The sequence below is a fragment of the Sphingomicrobium sediminis genome (assembly GCF_023805295.1).
Lineage (GTDB): Bacteria > Pseudomonadota > Alphaproteobacteria > Sphingomonadales > Sphingomonadaceae > Sphingomicrobium > Sphingomicrobium sediminis.
Window position 1 is genome coordinate 170752 of sequence record NZ_JAMSHT010000001.1, and the last position, 21633, is coordinate 192384.

Annotated in this window: 20 protein-coding genes; 14 read left to right on the plus strand and 6 right to left on the minus strand. The window is 63.9% G+C overall.

Annotated features, from left to right (window positions below; translation table 11 throughout):
• Positions 1-21: 21 nt before the first annotated feature.
• A complete protein-coding gene (locus tag NDO55_RS00800; RefSeq protein WP_252111483.1) occupies positions 22-1209 on the plus strand; it encodes a serine hydrolase domain-containing protein in 1188 nt (395 codons plus the stop codon).
• Here the strand turns inward: NDO55_RS00800 and NDO55_RS00805 are convergent.
• Entirely contained in the window at positions 1206-1916 is a 711-nt protein-coding gene (locus NDO55_RS00805; protein WP_252111485.1) for an SDR family NAD(P)-dependent oxidoreductase, read from the minus strand. The two genes, NDO55_RS00800 and NDO55_RS00805, sit on opposite strands and share 4 nt — an antisense overlap.
• A gap of 7 nt (positions 1917-1923) precedes the next feature.
• Positions 1924-3375 (minus strand): amidophosphoribosyltransferase, encoded by a 1452-nt coding sequence (gene purF, locus NDO55_RS00810; protein ID WP_252111487.1) that lies wholly within the window; start codon positions 3373-3375, stop codon positions 1924-1926.
• Positions 3376-3506: 131 nt separating this feature from the next.
• On the opposite strand from purF, the gene NDO55_RS00815 reads away from it, so the two are divergent.
• The 4 genes from NDO55_RS00815 to NDO55_RS00830 are packed head-to-tail and all read left to right on the plus strand — an operon-like array spanning position 3507 to position 6389.
• Positions 3507-3746, plus strand: a complete 240-nt coding sequence (locus NDO55_RS00815) for a Rho termination factor N-terminal domain-containing protein (RefSeq protein WP_252111488.1) — start codon at positions 3507-3509, stop codon at positions 3744-3746.
• Positions 3746-4174 carry a hypothetical protein gene (locus NDO55_RS00820; protein WP_252111491.1) on the plus strand — a complete coding sequence of 143 codons (429 nt, stop codon included), beginning with the start codon at positions 3746-3748 and terminating at the stop codon, positions 4172-4174. The genes NDO55_RS00815 and NDO55_RS00820 overlap by 1 nt, the downstream gene beginning before the upstream one ends.
• Before the next feature lie 32 nt (positions 4175-4206).
• Positions 4207-4590, plus strand: a complete 384-nt coding sequence (locus tag NDO55_RS00825; RefSeq protein ID WP_252111493.1) for a MerR family transcriptional regulator — start codon at positions 4207-4209, stop codon at positions 4588-4590.
• Between the two features lie 2 nt (positions 4591-4592).
• Positions 4593-6389, plus strand: a complete 1797-nt coding sequence (locus tag NDO55_RS00830; protein WP_252111495.1) for an acyl-CoA dehydrogenase C-terminal domain-containing protein — start codon at positions 4593-4595, stop codon at positions 6387-6389.
• Between the two features lie 63 nt (positions 6390-6452).
• Here NDO55_RS00830 and NDO55_RS00835 read toward each other — a convergent pair whose 3' ends face one another.
• Entirely contained in the window at positions 6453-9092 is a 2640-nt protein-coding gene (locus tag NDO55_RS00835; RefSeq protein ID WP_252111497.1) for an EAL domain-containing protein, read from the minus strand.
• Positions 9093-9338: 246 nt separating this feature from the next.
• A complete protein-coding gene (locus NDO55_RS00840; RefSeq protein ID WP_252111499.1) occupies positions 9339-10595 on the minus strand; it encodes an MFS transporter in 1257 nt (418 codons plus the stop codon).
• Between the two features lie 69 nt (positions 10596-10664).
• On the opposite strand from NDO55_RS00840, the gene radA reads away from it, so the two are divergent.
• The 5 genes from radA (at position 10665) to NDO55_RS00865 (ending at position 16135) form a co-directional block, all read left to right on the plus strand.
• Positions 10665-12032, plus strand: coding sequence for a DNA repair protein RadA (gene radA, locus NDO55_RS00845; protein WP_252111501.1), 1368 nt, complete (start codon positions 10665-10667; stop codon positions 12030-12032).
• Between the two features lie 39 nt (positions 12033-12071).
• Positions 12072-12581, plus strand: a complete 510-nt coding sequence (locus NDO55_RS00850) for a CvpA family protein (protein ID WP_252111503.1) — start codon at positions 12072-12074, stop codon at positions 12579-12581.
• Positions 12578-13894: a cysteine--tRNA ligase gene (gene cysS, locus NDO55_RS00855; RefSeq protein WP_252111505.1), complete on the plus strand. Its 1317-nt coding sequence runs from the start codon at positions 12578-12580 to the stop codon at positions 13892-13894. Before NDO55_RS00850 ends, cysS begins: the two co-directional genes overlap by 4 nt.
• Positions 13879-14316: an iron-sulfur cluster assembly scaffold protein gene (locus NDO55_RS00860; RefSeq protein WP_252111507.1), complete on the plus strand. Its 438-nt coding sequence runs from the start codon at positions 13879-13881 to the stop codon at positions 14314-14316. Before cysS ends, NDO55_RS00860 begins: the two co-directional genes overlap by 16 nt.
• A 73-nt stretch (positions 14317-14389) precedes the next feature.
• Positions 14390-16135 (plus strand): monovalent cation:proton antiporter-2 (CPA2) family protein, encoded by a 1746-nt coding sequence (locus tag NDO55_RS00865; RefSeq protein ID WP_252115488.1) that lies wholly within the window; start codon positions 14390-14392, stop codon positions 16133-16135.
• Here the strand turns inward: NDO55_RS00865 and aroB are convergent.
• Together aroB and NDO55_RS00875 are read right to left on the minus strand one after the other, a co-directional pair.
• A complete protein-coding gene (aroB, locus tag NDO55_RS00870; protein WP_252111509.1) occupies positions 16109-17182 on the minus strand; it encodes a 3-dehydroquinate synthase in 1074 nt (357 codons plus the stop codon). The two genes, NDO55_RS00865 and aroB, sit on opposite strands and share 27 nt — an antisense overlap.
• Positions 17179-17718: a shikimate kinase gene (locus tag NDO55_RS00875; protein WP_252111511.1), complete on the minus strand. Its 540-nt coding sequence runs from the start codon at positions 17716-17718 to the stop codon at positions 17179-17181. Before NDO55_RS00875 ends, aroB begins: the two co-directional genes overlap by 4 nt.
• A 45-nt stretch (positions 17719-17763) precedes the next feature.
• Here NDO55_RS00875 and NDO55_RS00880 point away from each other — a divergent pair, with 45 nt between their 5' ends.
• The 4 genes from NDO55_RS00880 to NDO55_RS00895 are packed head-to-tail and all read left to right on the plus strand — an operon-like array spanning position 17764 to position 21540.
• Positions 17764-17928, plus strand: coding sequence for a hypothetical protein (locus tag NDO55_RS00880; protein WP_252111513.1), 165 nt, complete (start codon positions 17764-17766; stop codon positions 17926-17928).
• The gene (locus tag NDO55_RS00885) at positions 17915-19684 is read left to right on the plus strand and encodes a hypothetical protein (RefSeq protein ID WP_252111515.1); all 1770 of its coding nucleotides are present in this window, start codon (positions 17915-17917) and stop codon (positions 19682-19684) included. The genes NDO55_RS00880 and NDO55_RS00885 overlap by 14 nt, the downstream gene beginning before the upstream one ends.
• Complete coding sequence (locus NDO55_RS00890) at positions 19677-20561, plus strand: tyrosine recombinase (RefSeq protein ID WP_252111517.1); 885 nt, start codon at positions 19677-19679, stop codon at positions 20559-20561. The genes NDO55_RS00885 and NDO55_RS00890 overlap by 8 nt, the downstream gene beginning before the upstream one ends.
• Before the next feature lie 37 nt (positions 20562-20598).
• Positions 20599-21540 (plus strand): acetyl-CoA carboxylase carboxyltransferase subunit alpha, encoded by a 942-nt coding sequence (locus NDO55_RS00895; RefSeq protein WP_252111519.1) that lies wholly within the window; start codon positions 20599-20601, stop codon positions 21538-21540.
• Positions 21541-21633 lie beyond the last annotated feature (93 nt).

Genomic DNA, 21633 nt, shown 5'->3' on the forward strand with positions numbered 1-21633 from the left:
GCCCCTGCCAAGGATGGTCCCATGCGTTTCCTGATCCCCTTCGCCCTGATGCTCGGTGCCTGCCAAGCCACCGAGCCCGTCGCGACTGCGCCAGCGCCCGTCGTCGAAGTCGATCCTATCGGCATGCTGAGCGAGGAAGAGCGCGGTGCGCTTCTTTCCAAGGGCGCACAGGTCCTGTTCTGGCCGCAGCCGCTGCGGGCCGAGCGGTTTCGCGTGATGGAAACGCAGTTTCCGGGGCGCACGGCGGCTCCGGTATCGCCACGAGAATTGCCGGCTGGAACGCCGATCCCGGGCGCGGATCAGATCGCTGAAGCGATGATCGACAATGATCTTGTCGGCCTGATGGTGCTGCAGGACGGAGAGGTGCGATTCGAGGGATATGGCGAAGGCCTGACGGCGACGGATCGCTGGGTCAGTTTTTCGGTAGCCAAGAGCCTGACTGCGGTTTTGGCAGGCGCTGCCCTCAAGGATGGCGCCATTCCATCGCTGGAGGCGCCGGTCACCGACTTCATCCCCGAGCTTTCCGGCTCCGCCTATGACGGCGTGACCGTCGAGCAGTTGATGACGATGCGCTCGGGTGTCGCCTGGGACGAAAATTATGCGAGCCCGACCAGCGATATCGCGATGCTCTACAGCCAGCCTTACCAGCCCGGCGTCGATCCCAATATCGATTACCTGCGCAAGCTGGAGCGCGCTGCCGAACCGGGGTCGGTCTTCAATTACAATACCGCCGAGACCAACCTCGTCGGGACATTGGTCGAGCGAGCGGTCGGCAAGAGCCTGACGGCCTATGCGGGCGAGAAACTCGTCTGGCCTGCGGGCCTTGAAGGTGAGCTCTTCTGGCAGGTCGATACGACAGGCGGCAATGTCGGGGGCTGCTGCATCTCGATGCGGCTGGGCGACTATGCGCGGATCGGCCAGTGGATCCTCGAAGGCGCGCCCGACGGCAGTGGCGGCAGCGTCGTCGACCCGGACTTCCTCGCCAATGCGACCGCACCGGCCGTGAATTTCGGCAATGGTTATGGCTACGGATATTTCTGGTGGACCTATCCCGGCGACGCCTTCGGCGCGATCGGGATTTTCGGGCAGGGCATCTATATCGACCCGGCCGACGACCTCGTCATTGCCTATCTCGGCAATTGGGAAGGCGCGACCAGCGGCCAGCGCTCGGCGATCATCGGCGCCGTGCGCGAGGCCTTGGGCGACTAGCCCTCGACGCGGAGGCGACCGCCGGTTTCGACGTCCGACTGCAGCCGCTTCACCAGTTCCTCGGCGACCACTTCGGGGCCTTTCAGATCATCGGGATTTTCGCCCGGGAAGGCGCTTGCGCGCATCGTCGTGCGGGTCGCGCCGGGATCGAGAAGGTGGACGCGGATCTTGCCCTGTTTCTCGTTTTCCTCGGCATAGGAAGAAAGCAAGGTATCGAGCGCGGCCTTGCTGGCCCCGTAGGCGCCCCAGAAGGCGCGCGGGTCGGCGCCGACCGAGCTGGTGACGCCAACGACGTCGGCCTTGTCGGCCTTGCGCAGCAGCGGATCGAAACCGGCGACCAATGCCTGGTTGGCGAGGACATTGAGGCTGATGAGGCGGATGAACTCGTTGCCGTCAATGGCCTGGACCGGGGTTAGCGTTCCGAGCGTCGCGGCATTGAGGATAAGCATTTCGAGGCTGTCCCAGCGACCCGCAATCGCGGCGGCGAGCTTGCCGATGGCGCCATCTTCCAACAGGTCGATCGGGGCGATGGTCGCGGTGCCGCCGGCCTCGTGAATGCGTTCTTCGACCTTTTCGAGATCGTCGGCCGAGCGGGCGACGAGAATGACGTGCGCGCCATTGGCGGCAATGGCTTCGGCAATGGCGGCACCGATGCCGCGGCTCGCGCCGGTTACCAGCGCGGTTTTTCCTTCGAAGGGCTTGGTCATGGGGGTCCTAGTCGTTGGAGACGAGACGGAGCTGTTCGGGATGCTCCTTGTCGCGATTCCGGTCAGTCAAAGTGGTGGGATAGTCGCCCGAGAAACAGGCGTCGCAGCGCTGCGGCGCGGCGGCGTCACGCTTGTCGCCAAGCGCGCGATAGAGACCGTCGAGGCTGATGAAGGCGAGGCTGTCGGCCTTGATATAGTCGGCCATGCCCTCGATCCCCATCTGCGCGGCGAGCAGTTTGGCGCGGTCGGGCGTGTTGACGCCGTAAAAGCAGCTGTAGCGGGTCGGCGGGGAGGCGATGCGCATATGCACTTCGCGGGCGCCCGCATCGCGCATCATCTGGACGAGGCGCAGCGAGGTAGTGCCGCGCACGACGCTGTCGTCGACCAGCACGATCGACTTGCCCTCGACCAGCGCCGAATTGGCATTGTGCTTCAGCTTCACGCCGAGATGGCGGATGTCCTGCGTCGGCTGGATGAAGGTGCGGCCGACATAGTGCGAGCGGATGATGCCGAGTTCGAACGGAATGCCCGATTCCTGGCTGTAGCCGATGGCGGCGGGGACGCCGCTGTCGGGCACTGGCACGACGAGGTCGGCCTCGACCGGGGCTTCGCGGGCAAGTTCGGCGCCGATCGCCTTGCGGGTCTGGTAGACGCTCGTGCCCTCGACCATCGAGTCCGGACGCGAAAAATAGACATGTTCGAAGATGCAGGGGCGCGCCTTGGCTTTCTCGAACGGATGGAAGCTGCGCATACCGTCATTGTTGACGATGATGAGTTCGCCCGGCTCCACGTCGCGAATGTAGCGCGCGCCGATGACGTCGAGCGCAACGCTTTCCGAAGCGAAGACGGTCGCGTCGTTATATTTCCCCATCACCAGCGGACGCACGCCGAGCGGGTCGCGGCAGGCGACGAGGCCATCGTCGAGCAAGCAGACGAGGCTGTAGGCGCCTTCGACCTTTTTGAGCGCCTCGGTGAGGCGGTCGACCGCGGTCGGCTTGGTCGAGGTGGCGACGAGGTGGATGATGACCTCGGTGTCGCTAGTCGACTGGAAAATGGAGCCGCGCTGGATGAGCTTGTCGCGCAGCGTCAGCGCGTTGGAGAGGTTGCCATTATGCGCGACCGCGAAGCCGCCGGTCGACAATTCAGCATAGAGCGGCTGGACGTTTCGCAAGGCAGTCTCGCCGGTGGTCGAATAGCGGACATGGCCGATCGCGGCATGGCCCGACAATTTGCGGATGACCTCGTCCTGGTCGAAATTGCCGGCGACGTGGCCCATGGCGCGGTGGGCGTGGAAGCTCAGCCCGTCATGGCTGACGATCCCGGCCGCTTCCTGGCCGCGATGTTGCAACGCATGCAGGCCCAGGGCAGCGATGCTGGACGCGCCGTCGGCACCCCAAACGCCGAAAACGCCGCATTCTTCCTTGAGCTTGTCATCGTCGAACGGGTTAGTCGTGAGCATGAGCGAATCCGTCCCCTCCACCAATCGACCCCGCATATAGGGGGGTGGAGCGCATTTGTCTCGCACTAGTCACCAAGGGAGCCTGTGCCGCCCCGGGACGTTGGTCTCGCGAATGGCAGATGGAGGACGAGATGGCCGACAGCATCAAGGATGACGATACGTATGAGGCGCTGCGCGACGAGGGCTATTCCAAGTCGAAGGCCGCGGCGATCGCCAATGCGCAGGCCAATAATTCGATCGATCATGATTCGACCCCGCTCGAGGATCGCACCAAAGACGAGCTTTACGAACAGGCGCAGGAATTGGATATCGAAGGACGCTCGGACATGAACAAGGACGAGCTGATCGAGGCGATACGGGACAAGAATTGATGCGATATCTGGTGGGGGTGGCGGCCTTGGCGCTGACAGCATGCAGCGGCGAAGCGCCGAGCGAGCCGATGGAGGCGCCGATCGAGGCGGGCGTCTGGATCGACGGCGCGCAAAGCGGGCTGTGTATCGGCGATGGCGGTGAAGCTGCCTTCATCCTCTATGGCGACGAAGGCGAGGCCAATTGCATGGCCGAGGGCCGGGTGAACCGGTTGGCGGGCGATGGTGCGCTGGCTTTCGTGCCGCGCGGCGACGAGCAGTGCCGTATCGGCCTCCACGAGGAAGGTGACACGATCACACTTGGCAGCGGGGGAAGCGCGGCCTGCTCTTATTATTGCGGTGGTGACGTCACACTTGAGGATCGCAGCCTGTCGCGCAGCGATGCGACGGACCGTGCATTGGTCGACCCGGCAGGTGACTCGATCTGTTGACCTTTACGGAAGCGTAAAGTAAAAAAGCCAGCATGTTGGCGCAAAAAGACAGCTACACCATTGGCGAGATGTGCGACGAGTTCGACGTGACCGCGCGCGCGCTCCGCTTTTACGAAGACGAAAATCTGATCAGCCCGAAGAGGGTGGGGACGCAGCGTCTCTATTCCGACCGCGACCGTGCGCGCGTGGCGTGGATCCTGCGCGGCAAGCGCGTGGGCTTCAGCCTGTCGGAAATCCGCGAGATGCTCGATCTTTATCATCTGGGCGACCAGCGACAGACACAGCGCAAGGTGACGTTGGAGAAATGCCAGGAGCGCGTCGAGGCGCTGACCCGGCAGAAAGCCGATATCGACGAAATGATCGAGGAGCTGGAGGGTTATGTGACCCTGCTTCGCGAAGGAATGGAGAAGGAATAAGCATGCCGGTTTACGAGGCCCCCGTTAAGGACACCAAATACCTGCTCGACCACATTATCGGTCTGCAGAATTATTCCAACCTTCCCGGCTTCCAGAATGCCGATCCCGACGTCGTCCAGGCGATCCTCGAGGAAGGCGGCAAGTTTGCCAGCGAAGTGATCGCGCCGCTGAACCGCATTGGCGATGAAGAAGGCTGCACGCGCCACGAAGATGGTAGCGTGACGACGCCTCCGGGTTTCAAGGAAGCCTTCGACCAATTCCGCGAGGGCGGCTGGGGCACCTTGTCCTTCCCCGAAGAATTTGGCGGCCAGGACCTGCCGCATGTCCTGTCGACGGCATTCTCCGAATATGTCGTGTCGGCCAATCAGGCATTCGAGATGTATAACGGCCTGACCCAGGGCGCGATTGCGGCGATGCTGGCAGTCGGCTCGGACGAGCAGAAGGCGCTCTACGTGCCCAAGATGGTCAGTCTCGAATGGACCGGCACGATGAACCTTACCGAACCGCATTGTGGGACGGACCTCGGCCTCATCAAGACCAAGGCGGTGCCGCAGGACGATGGCACCTTCAAGGTCACCGGCACCAAGATCTTCATCTCGGCCGGCGAGCATGACATGAGCGAGAACATCATCCATCTCGTCCTCGCCAAGATGCCGGACAGCCCCGACAATGTGAAAGGCATCTCGCTCTTCATCGTGCCCAAATTCCTCGTCAACCAAGACGGGTCGCTGGGCGAGCGTAACGCGGTCAGCTGCGGCTCGATCGAAGAGAAGATGGGCATCCATGGCAACTCGACCTGCGTCATGAATTATGACGAGGCGACGGGTTACCTAATCGGCGAGAAGGAAAAGGGTCTCGCGGCCATGTTCATCATGATGAACGCCGCGCGCCTCGGTGTGGGCCTGCAAGGCCTCGGGCAGGGCGAAGCGGCATATCAGAACGCCCTCGCTTACGCGAAAGACCGTCGCCAGGGCCGCGCCCTCAAGCCCGACAATCGCGATGCCGACGCGAAGGCCGACAGCATCATGGTGCATCCCGACGTGCGCCGCATGCTGATGGACAGCCGTGCCTTCAACCAGGGCGCCCGCGCACTGGTGCTGTGGGGCGCGCTGCAGGTCGATTTGACGCACAAGGCGCAGACCGAGGAAGAACGCGAACTGGCCGATGATCTCATCAGCCTGCTCACCCCGGTCATCAAGGGCTACCTCACCGATCGCGGCTTCGAGACTGCCGTACAGTCGCAGCAGGTCTTTGGCGGCCATGGCTATATTCGCGAATGGGGCGTCGAGCAGTTCGTTCGCGATGCGCGTATCGCGCAAATCTACGAAGGCACGAATGGCGTGCAGGCGATGGACCTTGTCGGTCGCAAGCTTGCCCAGAATGGCGGCCGCGCCGTCCGCGCCTTCTTCGGCGTGCTGGCGCAGGACATTGCAGCGGCCAAGCAGAATGGCGATCCTGCGGGCATCGTCGAGCCGCTCGAGAAGGCAGTCGGCCATCTGCAGGCGGCCACCATGTGGCTGGCGCAGAACGGTCCGGCCAATCCCGATGAAGTCGGCGCGGCGGCCTATGCTTATATGGAGCTGATGGGCCTTGTTGCGATCGGCTGGATGTGGATGAAGATGGCCGATCAGTCGGCCAAGCTGAAGACCGAGCCAGGCGAAGATGTGGACTTCCACGAGGCCAAGCTGATCACCGCGCGCTATTATGGCGAGCGCTGGCTGCCGGAAGCGAGCGCGATGCGCCGCAAGGTGGAAGCGGGATCGGAAACGCTCATGAAGATGCCGGTCGAGAGCTTCTAAAGCCGCATCACATGAAAGAGAGTAGGGCGGGTTCGGGTCGGACCCGCCCTTTCTTTATGCGCTTTACGCACTCTCTTTTTCGCCGACGTAGAAGGGCGCCGAGAAGCTGTGGGTGGCGCCGGTCATCTGGCGGCGTGGCGGGGCCAGTCGGGTGAGGTCGAACTGGGCATCGAACTGGATGCCGAAGCGACCGGCCTGCGACCAGCGCACGGTGCCGACCACGGGGCCGGTACCGATAATGTCCAGCGTCAGCTGGGTGCCCGGCGCGACCGGCTTGGCGCATTCGATCAGCGCGCCCATGGCCGAAATGTTGCGAAGGCGAATTTCGACCTGTTCGCCGCCAATGCTGACGAGGCCCCGACGCATCAGGCGATGGCGCGGTTCACGCACGCTGCGATGGCCCTGCGGCAGGACAGAGTCGCGCTCGATCATGTCGGCGCAATCCTCGGCTGGGCTGGGCTTGCCGAAAATATAGCCCTGGATCTGGGAGCATCCTAGTTCGCGGATGAGATTGAGATCGTCATGCGTCTCGACGCCCTCGGCGGTGGTGTCCATGCCGAGGCTGTCAGCGAGCGCGACGATGGCGCGGATGATCGCGCTGTTGCGGCTCTTGGGATGCGAGGCACCGCGCACAAAGCTCTGGTCGATCTTGATCTTGTCGAACGGCGCGGTCTTGAGATAGCCGAGCGAGGAATAGCCGGTGCCGAAATCGTCGAGTGCGAGGCGGACGCCGATATTCTTGAGGCGTGCAAAGGTGTCGTCGGTCGCTTCATTGTCGGCAAGGAAGACGCCCTCGGTAATCTCCAGCTCGATGCGGTCGGCGCGGACCTCGTGGGTCTGCAGCAAGGTCGCCACTTTCTCGACCAGCTTGGGATCGTTGAACTGGATCGGCGAGAGGTTGATCGCGACGCGGACATGGTCAGGCCATTCGGCGGCCTGCCGGATCGCTTCTTCGATCACATAGTCGCCGAGCTTGCCGATCAGGCCGCATTCTTCTGCGACGCTAATGAAGAGGTCGGGCGAGACGCGGCCGCGGGTCGGATGATCCCAGCGAATGAGCGCTTCGAAGCCGCAAAGATCTTCGCTCGCCGCCCGGACGATCGGCTGGAAATGCAGGCTGAGCTCGTTCTGCTCAAGCGCGAAACGCAGGTCGGTTTCGAGACGCTGGCGGTCCGACGCCTCGCTGTGCATCGAGGGTTCGAAGAAGCAATGCTTGCCGCGACCGGCAGCCTTTGCCGCGTATAGTGCAAGGTCGGCGTTGCGGGTGAGGCTGTCGGCGCAGGCGCGCTGCGGGTCAGCCATGGCGATGCCAATCGAGGCGCCGATGGTCACGCGGTGGCCTTCAATCTGATAGGCCTGGCTGGCCTGTTCGATCATCAAAGTGGCGAGGCGCTCGATGAAGCCGGTTTCGACCACGCCGGGCAGCACCGCGATGAATTCGTCGCCGCCGAGACGGCCGACCTGGCCATGATTGCCGAGCGTACGGCTGAAGCGGTCCGCGACCTGGCGGAGCAATTGGTCGCCGACAGGATGGCCGAGCGTATCGTTGACATTCTTGAAGCGGTCGAGATCGATCAGGAAGAGCGTGCAGCCGCGCTTGCGGCGGGCTGCATTGCGCAGCGCTTCTTCGAGCGTCTGGCGCATCATCGCGCGGTTGGGCAGGCCGGTGAGGCTGTCGAAACGGGCGAGACGGCTGATTTCCTGCTCGTTGCGGCGCTGTTCAGTGAGGTCGGCACCGATGCCGCGAAAGCCGAGGAAGCGGCCATTCTCGCTGAAGATGGGATTGCCCGACACCGACCAGAGGACGTCTTCGTCGCTGGCGGCGCGCACGACGACGTCAGAGAAGGGGAAGCGGGCAGACAAGTGGAAGCCAAGCGTGCGCTCGTCGCGCAATTCCTCGCCCGGTTGGCTGTCGACCGAGAGAAGATCGGTAAACTTGCGACCGAGCAGATCTGCGGGATCGCAGTCGAAATCCTCGGCCAGCTGGCGCGAGACATACGAAAGCGTGCCGCTGGAATCGGTTTCCCAGAACCAGCCACGGCCGGAGGCTTCGAATTCGTTGACGAAGCGGAGCGCCTGGTGTGCCTCGGAATCGAGGATCAGACGGCGGCGCGCGGTCGCGATGCTGGTGCGCGAAAAGGCGGTCGCATAGGCAGAGACAACGAGCGCCATGATGCAAATGCCGGCGACGACGGCGTCGCTATAGGCCAAGGCCATGGTCGTGGTTGCAGCCGACAGCCCCATGATGATCGCGATGGGCGGCGCGGTGATGGCCGCGATTGCCATGGCAATGACACCGCCTCCGACCACTGCTGCGGTCACGACCAATTCGTGGCTGTGAGCGGCGGAGAACATGTTGGCGGCAAAATAGGTCCAGGCGGCCGCGCAGAAGGCGACATAGATGGTGAGCAGTCGGGTCGACATGTGCGGCGGGATGCCGATGCGGCCGCCGATCGACACCATCGCAAATGCAAGGATATCGACGCCGACCAATGTCGCGATGAGGCCGAGGCCCGCCATGTTGTCGATGCGGTCGCCCGATAGGAAGCAGGCGATCAGGCTGATGAAATGCGAGAGGCCGATGAGGATCGGAATATGGTGCAGCTGGCGCACGCGCTGGCCGGCAATCTGCTCGTCACCGACTTCGCGCGGGGGCAGCACGTCGTAGGCGAGTGCCTCAATGACACCCACATCCGCACGCATTTCCGGCTGTGCCTGAATCGCTAGTCGCTGACGCCCCATTCCACTCCACCAAATCGATACATGGAGGCCGGATTAAAGCAGCGCGGTTAACAAATGATATTATGCGAGGGGTTTCCGTTAAATTTACTATCATCGAGCAAGTGTTAAATGCCCGAATTGGCAGAATTTCTGTATTTTTGGGCCTTTCTCGCGGGCTTGATCGAACTGGTTAGCGCGCGCTTAATCAGGCCTGATTGGCCAGCCAGTTCAAGGGCTTGCCGTGGGCTCCGGCGGGTTGAAGTCGCGCGCCTTGCGCAATTCGGGGAAAATGATGGCCCAGGCGAAGACCACGACGACGGCGCCCATGCCGCCGATAAACGCGGCCATGGTGGGGCCGAACAGGCTGGCCATCAGACCGGATTCGGCGTCACCGAGCTCATTGGAAGCGGAGATGGACAGGGTCGAAACCGCGCCGACGCGGCCGCGCATCTGGTCGGGCGTATAAAGCTGGATGAGTGAAGAGCGGACATAAACGCTGAGCATGTCCGATGCGCCGATGATGACGAGCAGCAGGAAGGTGAGCTCGATGCTGCGCGAGAAGGCGAACCCGATGGTGGCGAGACCGAAGACGCCGACGGCAAGGAGCATCTTGAGCCCGACTTCGGTCTTGAGCGGTCGAATGGCGAAATAGAGCGCGGCGGCGGTGGCGCCGACAGCCGGAGCGGCGCGCAGGTGGCCGAACAGGTCCGGTCCGCCGCCGAAAATATCGGTGGCGAAGATGGGGAGCAGGGCGACGGCGCTGCCCAGCAGGACGGCGAAAAGATCGAGGCTGATCGCTCCCAGAACGAGCCGGTTCTCGCGGACATATTTTATGCCGGCGATGACTTGCGCGATGGGACCGTTGGTACGGTCGCTCTTTTCCTGGTTGATCGCGCTGATGAGGAAGAGCGCAATCAGCGCGCCGACGAATAGGGCGACCGAGAAGAAATAGGCTGTCTCGATGGACACCGCGAGTAGGTAGCCGCCGACGGCGGGGCCGATGATCGTCGCGCCCTTCCAGGCGATGGAGGACAAAGCGATGGCGCTCGGCAGGAGCTCGCGCGGCACGATGTTGGAGGCCAGCGCGCCCATGGACGGCCCGGTCAGCACCCGGGCGATACCGACGAAGATGGCGACGATGTAGATGATCGGGAGGCTGATCTCGCCGGTCGCGGTGGCGATGCCGAGCGCAAGCGCGCTGAAAATCTCGATGGTGATGGCGATCTTCGCGATCGTTCGGCGGTCCATGGTGTCGGCTGCCCAGCCGGAAAATGGCGTCAAGAAGAAGAGCGGCACGAATTGGATGAAACCGATGAATCCGAGGCGCAGCGCTGCGGCCTCGATGCTCATCGTCTCGCGGGCGATCGTGTAGACCTGATATTCGATGGCCGTGACCATCGCGAGCTGGGCCAGGGTCGCGAGCAGGCGCGCCGACCAGAAGGCACGGTAATTGGCGATGCGCAGGGGTTCGGGAAGCCAGCTCATGGGTGAAGCTGCGGTAGGGGGCAATTCGGCGCTCGACAAGGGCGAGGGCGCATCGCTAGCGTCGCAGCCATGGCAAAACCCAAAAAGAGATATGTCTGCCAGGCCTGCGGGTCGGTGACCACGCGCTGGCAGGGCCAGTGCGGCGATTGCAGCGAATGGAATACGTTGGTCGAGGATGCGAGCGACGTCGTCACGACCTTTGCCAAGAAGCATAATCTGCAAGGTGGCGGGCGGCGGATCGAGCTGGTCGGGCTGGATGCCGAAGTGGCGATCCCCGAACGGATGCAGTCCGGGATCAAGGAATTCGATCGTGCGCTGGGTGGCGGTCTGGTGCCGGGATCGGCGACCTTGATCGGTGGTGATCCGGGGATCGGCAAGTCGACCCTGTTGCTGCAGGTCGCAGCGAAGCTTGCCAGCTCGGGCAAGGAGACGATCTACGTCTCGGGTGAGGAGGCGGCGGACCAGGTGCGGCGCAGGGCGCTGCGGCTGGGGCTGGGTGAGGCACCGGTGAAGTTGGCTGCCGCAACTTCGGTGCGCGATATTCTGACGACGTTGGGAGATGGCGCGGCGCCGGATTTCCTCGTCATCGATTCCATCCAGACCATGCATTCCGACATGATCGAAGGTGCGCCGGGAACGGTGAGCCAGGTGCGCGCCTCGGCGCATGAATTGGTGCGGTTCGCCAAGGAGAAAGGAACGGCGCTGATCCTGGTCGGGCACGTGACCAAGGACGGCAATATCGCCGGGCCGCGGGTGCTCGAACATATGGTCGATACGGTGCTCGGCTTCGAGGGCGAGCGCTCGCATCAGTATCGCATCCTTCGCGCGATCAAGAACCGCTTTGGCGGGACCGACGAGATCGGCGTCTTCGCGATGGAAGGGAAAGGGCTTGAGGAAGTCGGCAATCCATCCTCGCTCTTCTTGACCGAACGCGGCGAGGAAGTGAGCGGGACGACGGTTTTCCCTGCGCTGGAGGGCACGCGGCCGGTGCTGGTTGAATTGCAGGCGCTGACCGTCCGGCTGGCAAGCGGGGCGACGCCGCGGCGATCCGCGGTTGGCTGGGATTCATCGCGGCTTGCCATGCTGCTGGCGGTGCTGGAAGCGCGGTGCGGCATCAGTTTTTCCAATGTCGAAGTCTACCTGAATGTGGCGGGTGGCTATCGGCTGACCGATCCGGCGGCTGACCTCGCAGTGGCGGCGGCGCTGGTGTCGGCATTGTCCGAGCGGCCGGTGCCGACGGGCACGATCACCTTCGGAGAGGTCGCATTGTCGGGCGAATTGCGGCCCGTCGCGCACAGTGCGCTGCGGCTGAAAGAGGCAGCGAAGCTCGGATTCGAGCAGGCCTGGGTGCCGAGCGGCGTGAAGCCCGACAAGGCGCTCAATTGCCAGTCATTCGCGCGGCTGGGCGCGCTGACCGACCACCTCCTCGGGCGATAGGGCTGGCATCGTGCGCCAATCGTCGCTAGCCGAGGCGCCATGACGGCGCTCGACATCTTCATCCTGCTCCTGCTCGGTGGCGGAACGCTGCTGGGGTTCGTGCGCGGGTTCGTGCAGGAGGTTTTTTCGCTGTTCGCCTGGGTGGCGGCAGTGCTTGCGGTCAAATTCTTCCATGGTCCGGCGACTGCGCGGCTGGCCGAAAATATGGACAGTGAAAGCGGGGCATGGGCGTTGGCTTTCGCCTTGCTGGCCGTGCCGACCTTCATCGTAACGCGCTTTGTCGCGGCCAAGCTCGGCGGACGGACGCGCCGTTCGCTGATCGGGCCGATCGACCGGTTGCTGGGCGGATTGTTCGGGATGCTCAAAGGGCTAATCGTCGGGACGCTCTTCTACCTGCTCGCCAACTTTGCCGTCGATATGTTCTATGGGGCCGAGACGGAGCGGCCCGAATGGATGCGCGAGGCGAAGACCTATCCCTTGCTCAATGCGAGCGCGCGAGCGACGGTCGATTTCGTTGAAGAACAGCGTGAAGAAGGACTGATCGGATGATCCGGCTGCATGACACGATGGCGCGCAAAAAGCGGGACTTCGAGCCTGCCGATCCCAGCCGCATCACCATGTATGTGTGCGGGCCGACTGTTTATGGCCGAGCGCATATCGGCAACATGCGCCCGCCGGTCGTATTCGACACGTTGGCGCGGCTCATCCGGCACCATTATGGCGAGGACAGCCTCGTCTATGCGCGCAATGTCACCGACATCGACGACAAGATCATTGCCAAGGTGGCGGACGAGGGCGTCGAACCTTCGTTGATCACGGAGCGCTACGAGCAATTCTATCTCGATGATACTGGTGCCTTGGGCGTGGCGCCGCCGAGCATCGCGCCGCACGCGACCGAAGAGGTCCCGGCGATGATCGCGATGATCGAGGAGCTGATCGGCAAGGGCAATGCCTACGAGGCGGAAGGGCATGTTCTCTTCTCGGTCCCGAGCGACCCCGATTATGGCGCGCTGTCGCGGCGGCAACGTGACGAGATGATCGCCGGTGCGCGGGTCGAGGTTGCGCCCTACAAGCGCGATCCGGCAGATTTCGTGCTGTGGAAGCCGAGCGACCCGGACGTCATCGGCTTCGACAGTCCGTGGGGTCGAGGACGGCCGGGATGGCATATCGAATGTTCGGCGATGATCCGCGCGCATCTTGGCGAGACAATCGACATTCATGGCGGCGGGCTGGACCTCATCTTCCCGCATCACGAGAACGAGATCGCGCAGAGCCGGTGCAGCCACGGCGGGGCGCCGCTGGCGCGCTACTGGGTGCATAACGGTTTCGTCGATATGGGCTCGCAAAAGATGAGCAAGTCGCTCGGCAATATCGTGACGCCCGAGGCATTGTTCGCGGCGGGGCATAAGGGCGAGACGATCCGCATGGCGCTCCTTTCTGCGCATTATCGCCAGCCGCTGCCGTGGACCGAGACGTTGCTTGAGCAAGCAAAAGCCACGCTCGATGGGCTCTATCGCAAGATTGGCGATGCCGCGCCCGGCGAAGTGGATGCCAGCGTGCTCGACGCGCTCGGCGATGATCTGAACACGCCGCTGGCGCTATCGCGTCTTGGGCAGATCGAGGATGCGGCTACACTAAAGGCAAGTGCAGCCTTGCTCGGATTGCTCGAAGGGAGCGCGGACGACTGGTTCCGTGGCGGTCGCGATGACGATGCCGCGGCTATCGACACCAAGATTGCCGAACGGGCTGCTGCGAAAAAGGCGCGCGACTTTGCGACGGCGGACCGCATTCGCGACGAGCTCGCAGCCGACGGCATCCTGCTCGAGGACGGGCCGGAAGGGACGACATGGCGGCGGGGGTGAAGCCGCCGCCCTACACCAAGGAAATCCTGCGCCTCGCGGGGGCGTTGCCCGACCGTCCGACGCTCGATCCCGCTGATGCGATCGTTGAGCGGCGCTCCGAAAGCTGTGGAAGCACGATAAAAGTCTCGATCCGGATGGATGGCGAGGCGATCGGCGATGTTGCCGCCAGCGTGCAGGCCTGCGCCTATGGGCAGGCGGCGACGGCGTTGATGCTTGCCTCGGCAAAAGGCAGGACGATGGCCGATGTGGATCATGCGCTGATCGGGATCGACGACTGGCTCAAGGGCAGCGATGTGCTCGCGCCCGACTGGCCCGGCATCGGGGCGCTTGCGCCCGCGCGCGAACGGCCGGGACGCCATGGGGCGATCCTTTTGCCTTTCCGCGCGTTGGCAGCTGCAATGAAGGAGGCGGGTCTTGGTTGAAGAAGGTTCAGGCGGCGGCCATAGCGGCGGTGCGCATGGGGCGACCGGCGAACTGTTGATCGACGGGGCCATCATGCTCGGCGCGGCCGTCGTGATGGTGACCTTGTTCCGGCGCCTCGGGCTGGGGGCGACGCTCGGCTATATCGTCGGCGGTGCGATCATTGGGCCGTTTGTGCTGGGCCTCGTCGGCAATGCCGAGAATATCATGTCGATCTCCGAATTCGGGATCGCCCTGCTGCTCTTCATCGTCGGCCTCGAACTCAATCCCAGCCGATTGTGGCGATTGCGGCGTGACATCTTTGGACTTGGCATTACGCAGGTCGTGACCTGCGGGATCGCGCTATCGGCGCTCGTCCACTATGCGCTCGGTTTCACGATCGAGGCGAGTATCGCCATCGGTTTCTCGCTGTCGCTCTCCTCGACCGCGCAGGTCTTGCCCATGCTCCGTTCCACCGGAGAATTGCACAAACCACATGGCGAGCGCGCTTTTTCCGTACTCTTGCTGCAGGACATCTCGATCGTCCCGCTGCTGACGTTGGTGGCAGCGCTGAGCAGGGCGCCGGCTGATCCCAATGCGCCGGGCGGTCTGACGCTGGCACTCTATACGGTCGCGGCGATCGTCGGCCTGATCCTGGCCGGGCGTTTCCTGATCAATCCCTTCTTCCGCATCATCGGGCGTCTTGGCGAGCGCGAATTATTCGTCGTCGCGGCGCTGTTCACCGTGGTTGGTGCGGCGGCGCTCATGAGCATGCTGGGACTGTCGACGGCGCTGGGTGCGTTCATCGCGGGCGTGATGCTTGCGGAAAGCCCCTATCGCCACGAGCTGGAAAGCGATGTCGAGCCGTTCCGTTCGATCCTCCTGGGCTTCTTCTTCCTGTCGGTGGGCATGATGCTCGACCTTGGCGTGATCGCGTCGCGGCCGATGACGGTGCTGCTGGTTGCCCTCGGTATCATCGTGGTGAAGGGCATCATCATCACCGGATTGGGCCGCGCCTTCGGGTTGAAGCCCTTCGGGGCATTGCGACTCGGGCTGCTCTTGAGCCAGGCGGGCGAATTCGGGTTCGTCCTGTTGGCGGCGGCGATGGGCGCGCAGTTGGTGGCCAACGAGGCGGTGTCGCTTTTCGGGGCAGTGATCACGCTGACCATGGCTTCGACGCCCTTCCTGATGATGCTGATCGACCGGCTGGAAGCGCGGCAGGAAAGCAAAGGCGAGCGCGAGGGGCCGGAAAAGGCGCCCGACCGCAAGGTGATCGTGGTTGGCTATGGTCGCTTTGGCCAGACGGTGAGCCAGATGCTGATGGCCAAGAAGATCGGTGTGACGCTGATCGACAAGGATGCCGACATGATCGACCGCGCCGGCGAATTCGGTTTCAAGGTCTATTACGGCAATGGCACGCATCTCGACCTCTTGCGCACGGCAGGGGCGGAGCAGGCGCGGGCGATCCTCTATTGCTGCGACAAGCAGGACATCACCAAGGAAGCATTGGAAAGCGTCGCCGAGGCATTTCCGCAAGCGGCGCTGATGGTTCGCAGCTTCGACCGCCTGCACAGTCTTGAACTGGACGGCGTCGATCTGGCCTTCTGCATTCGCGAATTGTTCGAGAGCGCGGTACTCATGGGCAAGGCGGCGCTCACCGAACTCGGTTTTTCCGAAGACGAAGCGCGCAAGGTTGAGGCCGCTTATCGCCAACGGGACTCGGAGAGGCTGGAACGACAGAGCGAGACTGGCGACATGCACGCCGCCAAGGATCGCATGTTCACCGAAAATGACTCCATGAGCGAGGACGAGGCCTCAGAGGCTGCGGAGAAACCCGCCTAGTTCGGCCTCGGCGACGTCGGTTGCCATGAAGGCATCGCCAATGTCGCGCAGCAGGATGAGGCGGATTTCGCCGCGCTCATTCTTCTTGTCATGCAGCATGGGGTCGAGAAGGTCGCTGCCACGACCAGCCAAGCCTGCATCGTCGAGGCTCGTGGGCAGGCCGATGGCGCGAAAGTCGGCTGCGACCTTCTCCGCAATGTCACTCGCATGGCCCTGCGCTTCGGAGAAACGGGCGGCGAGGACCATGCCGATGGCGACGGCCTCGCCGTGCAGCACGGTGCCGAGGCCGGCGATGCTCTCGATCGCGTGGCCGAACGTGTGGCCGAGATTGAGCAGCGCGCGCCGGCCGGTTCGGTCTTCAAGGTCGCCGCGGACATAGCTTGCCTTGGCCTCGACTGCGGTGGCGATGGCGCGCGCGGCGGCGTCAGCATTATGGTCGCGTAGGGATTTGCCGCCTTCCGAGACCAGCCAATCGTAGAATTTTCGATCGCCGATCAAGCCATATTTCACGGTTTCGGCGAGGCCCGCCGTGACTTCGCGTTCGTCCAACGTCGCGAGCAAGGCCGGATCGGCGATGACGGCGGCGGGCGGGTGGAAGGCGCCGACGAGGTTTTTCTGGCCCTCGGCATCGATCGCAGTCTTGCCGCCGACGCTACTGTCGACCTGCGCGAGTAGGGTGGTCGGCACCTGGATGACGGGTGTCCCGCGACGATAGAGGGCAGCGGCCAGTCCGGTAAGGTCGCCGACTGCACCGCCACCGAACGCGATGATCGGTTCGTCGCGTTGCTGATTTCGGGCGGCGAGAAAGGCGATGGTCGCCTGCAGATGCTCCCAAGTCTTGCCAGCCTCGCCGCGTGGCAGGAGGTGCGTGTCGACCGGCGCGATCGCGGCAAGCTTATCGCCGTGCAGGTCCCAGATGTGCGGGTCGCTGATGCAGGCAAGCGGGCGAGCGGTGGGCAGGTCGAGTTCGGCCAAGCCGGAATCGAGGGCGCCGACGCGGACTTTGTAGGTCGCGCCGGGCTTGCCCGGAACGTCGAGACGGATCATGCGAGATGCTCCTCCAGCGCGGCGATGATGGCGTCGACGACATTGCCATGCGCCTGATTGGCACTCCTGACACGCAAATGCGCTTCCGCATAGGCATCGCGGCGCTCATTCATGAGCCGCTCCAGCGTCTCGGCGCGGTCCCCGTCGCGCAGCAGCGGGCGGGTATCGCGGCGACCGGTGCGCTCGGCGAGAACGGCGACGGGTGCATCGAGCCAAACGGTAATGCATTTCTCGTTGAGCAAGTGGCGCGTGCCGGGGTCGACGAAGGCGCCACCGCCCGTGGCGATGACCTGGACATCGCCCTCGGCAAGTCGCGCGACGAGGCGACGTTCGCCGTCGCGAAACTCGCGCTCGCCGAAACGCTCGAACATTTCCGCGGCGCTGTAGCCCGAGGCATCTTCGATCGCATGGTCGCTGTCGGTGAAGGGCAGGCCGAGCCGCCGCGCCAGCCTGCGCCCGACGGTCGACTTGCCCGCGCCCATGAGGCCGACAAGCACGATCGAGCGATCGAGACGATGGACGAGCGGATGCTGCATCTTGGGGGCTATACTGTCTCGTCGCGCTAAGGCAAAAGCCAAAGCATGATTGGACAAAAGAAGAAAAAGGGACCGGGCAAGGCGATCGCGGTGGTCCTGATCCTCCTCGTGCTGCTGGTCGGCGGTCTGTTTTTCCTGTCGGGCCAGGCGGGAGAAGTCCCGATGGAGACGATCGAGGAAGAAGTGAGCCTGGGCGATGGCGAGGCGTAAGCGCGCCTTTCTCGCCGGGGGAATTGCGGTCGTTGCGCTGAGCGGCGCGCTGTTGGCGCAAGAGGCGCCCGAATCGCTGCTGCCGCCTGGGTTCGACCAGCCGGTCACGCCGACACCAGCGCCGGCTCCCACGCCCGCGCCGACGCCTGCACCTGCCCCGCAGCCGGAAGAGGCAGCGGACGAGGAAGAGGAGCAGGATAGCGACGAAATCGAAGAAGCCGAGGAAGCTGAAGAGGCGGATGCGGCGCAGGATAATGAGCGGGTCGCTGCTGGCGAGGGCCCGCTGACGCTGCCGGGCGAGGCGCCCTGGGGCACGGTTACCGGCATTTATCACAAGACGTTGATGCGCAGCCTGGAGGCGCCGATCGCATCGCGCTGGGCGCATATCGGCCTTCGCAACGCGTTGCTGGCACCGGCTGCGTTGCCGCAAGGTTTGGAATCGCAGGATTGGCGGGCGGAGCGCGCCTGGCTGTTACTGCGCATGGGCGAGGCCGATGCGGCACGGCTGATGCTCGCGGGAACCGATTCCGAGGACTATTCGGCCAAATTGGCGCAGGTGGCGTTGCAAGTTGCGTTGGCGACCTCCGACCCGGCGGCCATGTGTCCCGTCGCACCGACGCTCGACGATGCGGAGCCCGATGCGGAGCCGCTGGTGGAAGCCATCTGTTCGGCGCTGTCGGCGGAGCCTGAAATCGCCTCCGACCGCATCTCGCGGGCGCGGCGCGCGGCAAAATTCGAGAATATCGATTTGGCGCTGGTCGACAAGCTGGTCGGTGCGGGGGAGGGCTCGCGGCGTGCGGTGACGCTGGAATGGGAGCCGGTCGATCGGCTGGACAGCTGGCGCTACGGCCTTGCCACCTCGACCGGGGTGATGCCGCCGGCACGCCTGATGGATGCGGCGCGGCCTCGTGTTCGGGCATGGCTGGCGCGGGCGCCTTTGATTGCGCCCGGCGATCGCCTGCCGTCGGCGCGGATCGCTGCAGGGATGGGTGTGTTTTCGGGCCAGGCGCTGCGCGATCTCTATTCGCAGCATTATGATGCGCTGCCGCCAGAGGAAATTGGCGGCACCGATGCGCTGCGCCTGCGCCGCGCGGCGACGCTCACGGATATTGGCGACAAGCGCGAAGCGCTGCGGACGTTCTGGGACATTGGTGAGGATACACCATATGAACGGCTCGCCTCGCTGTCGGCGACCGCGTCAATCGCGGCGCGGCTCATGCCTTCGGAGGAATGGGCCGACGATGTCGACCGGATCGTCGCGTCCTTGCTGACAGCAGGATTGGTCGACCGCGCGATGCGGTGGATCCCGATTGTCGAGCAAATGGACGGTGACGAGGCCGATGCGGCCTGGGCGCAACTGGCGCTGGCGCGCGACCTGCCTGAAAATGCCATGATCGATGCCGAGCGTGTCGAAGATTATGTCGGGCGCAATGAAGGCGTTCGTGCGCAGATGCTGCTCGCGGCGCTGGATGGGTTGGGGCGGCTCGATCCCGAGCGCCGTGATGATCTTTCGCGGTCGGCGGACGTGGATCTCGACCTTACGACGGGACTGACGCGCCAGATCGACCTGGCGGCACAGCGCAGCGAGGCTGGGACGGTGATGTTGTTAGCAGCTTATGCGCTGCAGGCTGACCGGATCGAGAATGTCTCTCCCATCTATCTGGCGCATCTGCTCGCGGCATTGCGGGTGACAGGGCAGGATTTCATGGCGCGGATGATTGCTGCGGAAGCGATTTCGCGAATCGGGGATGCATAGCGACGACAAGGCGCTGGTCGACCGGTTTCTCGACATGCTCGCCGCCGAGGCGGGGGCGTCCAAACATACGCTGGCGGCGTATCGGGGCGACCTGAAGGCAGCGGCGGAAGCGCTGGGTTCGCCGATTGGCGAGGCGGATGCGGATGCGCTCGGGCAGTTGGCGGGGGCATGGTCGGGTGTTGCTGCGTCGACCCTGGCGCGGCGGGCATCGGCATTGCGACGCTTCTACGGTTTCCTGTTCGAAGAAGGCCTGCGGGCGGATGATCCGTCGGCAGCGCTGCCGCGGCCCAAAATCAAGCGACCTTTGCCGCGTCTGTTGTCGCGCGAAGAAGTCGCCTCGATGCTGGAGGAAGCGGACGCGCGTGCGGGGAGCGGTAAACCGTCGAGCGCGCGCGATCTGGCGTTGCTGGAATTGCTCTACGGGTCGGGGTTGCGGGCGAGCGAAGTCGTATCGCTGCCGCGCGGATCGGTGCGACCGAGCGAGCCTTTTCTCATCCTGCGGGGGAAGGGCGAGAAAGAGCGGCTGGTGCCGATTTCCGATCGAGCCCACGCGGCCATTGCGGCATGGGTGAAGGTGGCCCCTCAAAGCCGCTGGCTGTTCCCGGGCGGCAAGACGCATTTGTCGCGCGTTCGCCTGTTCCAGATCGTGCGCGCAATGGCCGCGCAGGCGGGGATCGCGCCCGAACGGGTCAGCCCGCATGTCCTTCGCCACGCCTTTGCCACGCACATGCTGGAGGGCGGCGCCGACCTGCGCACGCTGCAGGCGCTGCTGGGGCATGCCGACATCGCGACGACGCAAATCTATACGCATGTCGACAGTCGCCGGCTGGTCGACCTCGTCAACCAGCGCCATCCGCTGGCGCGCGGGAGTGATTGACGCCGGGTAAGGGAGGGCGCTAGGCGCTACGGCCAAGATGAACAGCTTTCTCGATTTCGAACGGCCCATTGCCGAACTGGAAAACCGCGTCTCCGAATTGCGCGACACTGCCGACAATGGCGATGTCGACCTTTCGGCGGAAATTCGTCGTCTCGAGGTAAAGGCGCGCAAGCTCCTTTCCGAGACCTACAAGAAATTGACGCCGTGGCAGAAGACGCAGGTCGCGCGCCATCCGGAGCGTCCGCACTTCAAGGATTATGTCGCGGGCATTGCCGAGGGTTTCGTGCCGCTGGCTGGCGACCGCAATTTTGCCGAAGATGCCGCCATCGTCGGCGGGCTGGCGCGGATCGATGGCCGCAAGGTGATGCTGATCGGGCATGAAAAGGGCTCGGACACGGCAAGCCGCCTCAAGCATAATTTCGGGATGGCCAAGCCCGAGGGCTATCGCAAGGCGATCCGCATGATGCAGCTTGCCGACCGTTTCGGGCTTCCGGTGGTGACGCTTGTCGATACGCCGGGTGCGTTTCCGGGCGTGCAGGCCGAAGAACGCGGCCAGGCCGAGGCGATTGCGCGGGCGACCGAACAGTGCCTTGCGCTAGGCGTGCCGATGGTCGCGACGATCGTCGGCGAAGGCGGTTCGGGCGGCGCCGTGGCCATTGCAGCGGCCAATCGCGTGCTGATGTATGAGCATGCCGTCTATTCGGTGATCTCGCCCGAGGGCTGCGCCTCGATCCTGTGGCGCACCGCCGACAAGGCTGCCGACGCTGCCGAGGCGATGCGGATCACGGCAGGACACCTCAAGGAATTGGGTGTGGTCGACCGGATCGTGCAGGAGCCGCTGGGCGGCGCTCATCGCGACCATGCCAAGGCCTATTCCTACCTCAAGGCCGCGATCGTCGAGGAATTGGACGGTCTCGATGGCATGGGCCGCAACGCATTGGTCCAGCAACGCCGGCAAAAATTCCTCGCGATGAACTGAGCCCGGCGCGCGTTTCATCATCGGAACGAAAGTCGCGTTCCTTCGGTTGGGGCTGTGAAGATGCGCTTCTGGCGCAGCGTCACGTCAATTGCC

Coding starts and splice junctions, on each gene's coding strand:
- NDO55_RS00820 (WP_252111491.1), top strand. CDS start 3,746: ATGCGATATCTGGTGGGGGTGGCGGCCTTGGCGCTGACAGCATGCAGC.
- cysS (WP_252111505.1), top strand. CDS start 12,578: ATGATCCGGCTGCATGACACGATGGCGCGCAAAAAGCGGGACTTCGAG.
- radA (WP_252111501.1), top strand. CDS start 10,665: ATGGCAAAACCCAAAAAGAGATATGTCTGCCAGGCCTGCGGGTCGGTG.
- NDO55_RS00800 (WP_252111483.1), top strand. CDS start 22: ATGCGTTTCCTGATCCCCTTCGCCCTGATGCTCGGTGCCTGCCAAGCC.
- NDO55_RS00880 (WP_252111513.1), top strand. CDS start 17,764: ATGATTGGACAAAAGAAGAAAAAGGGACCGGGCAAGGCGATCGCGGTG.
- NDO55_RS00825 (WP_252111493.1), top strand. CDS start 4,207: ATGTTGGCGCAAAAAGACAGCTACACCATTGGCGAGATGTGCGACGAG.
- NDO55_RS00895 (WP_252111519.1), top strand. CDS start 20,599: ATGAACAGCTTTCTCGATTTCGAACGGCCCATTGCCGAACTGGAAAAC.
- NDO55_RS00835 (WP_252111497.1), bottom strand. CDS start 9,092: ATGCGTGCGGATGTGGGTGTCATTGAGGCACTCGCCTACGACGTGCTG.
- purF (WP_252111487.1), bottom strand. CDS start 3,375: ATGCTCACGACTAACCCGTTCGACGATGACAAGCTCAAGGAAGAATGC.
- NDO55_RS00850 (WP_252111503.1), top strand. CDS start 12,072: ATGACGGCGCTCGACATCTTCATCCTGCTCCTGCTCGGTGGCGGAACG.
- NDO55_RS00875 (WP_252111511.1), bottom strand. CDS start 17,718: ATGCAGCATCCGCTCGTCCATCGTCTCGATCGCTCGATCGTGCTTGTC.
- NDO55_RS00830 (WP_252111495.1), top strand. CDS start 4,593: ATGCCGGTTTACGAGGCCCCCGTTAAGGACACCAAATACCTGCTCGAC.
- aroB (WP_252111509.1), bottom strand. CDS start 17,182: ATGATCCGTCTCGACGTTCCGGGCAAGCCCGGCGCGACCTACAAAGTC.
- NDO55_RS00860 (WP_252111507.1), top strand. CDS start 13,879: ATGGCGGCGGGGGTGAAGCCGCCGCCCTACACCAAGGAAATCCTGCGC.
- NDO55_RS00840 (WP_252111499.1), bottom strand. CDS start 10,595: ATGAGCTGGCTTCCCGAACCCCTGCGCATCGCCAATTACCGTGCCTTC.
- NDO55_RS00805 (WP_252111485.1), bottom strand. CDS start 1,916: ATGACCAAGCCCTTCGAAGGAAAAACCGCGCTGGTAACCGGCGCGAGC.
- NDO55_RS00815 (WP_252111488.1), top strand. CDS start 3,507: ATGGCCGACAGCATCAAGGATGACGATACGTATGAGGCGCTGCGCGAC.
- NDO55_RS00885 (WP_252111515.1), top strand. CDS start 17,915: ATGGCGAGGCGTAAGCGCGCCTTTCTCGCCGGGGGAATTGCGGTCGTT.
- NDO55_RS00890 (WP_252111517.1), top strand. CDS start 19,677: ATGCATAGCGACGACAAGGCGCTGGTCGACCGGTTTCTCGACATGCTC.
- NDO55_RS00865 (WP_252115488.1), top strand. CDS start 14,390: ATGCTCGGCGCGGCCGTCGTGATGGTGACCTTGTTCCGGCGCCTCGGG.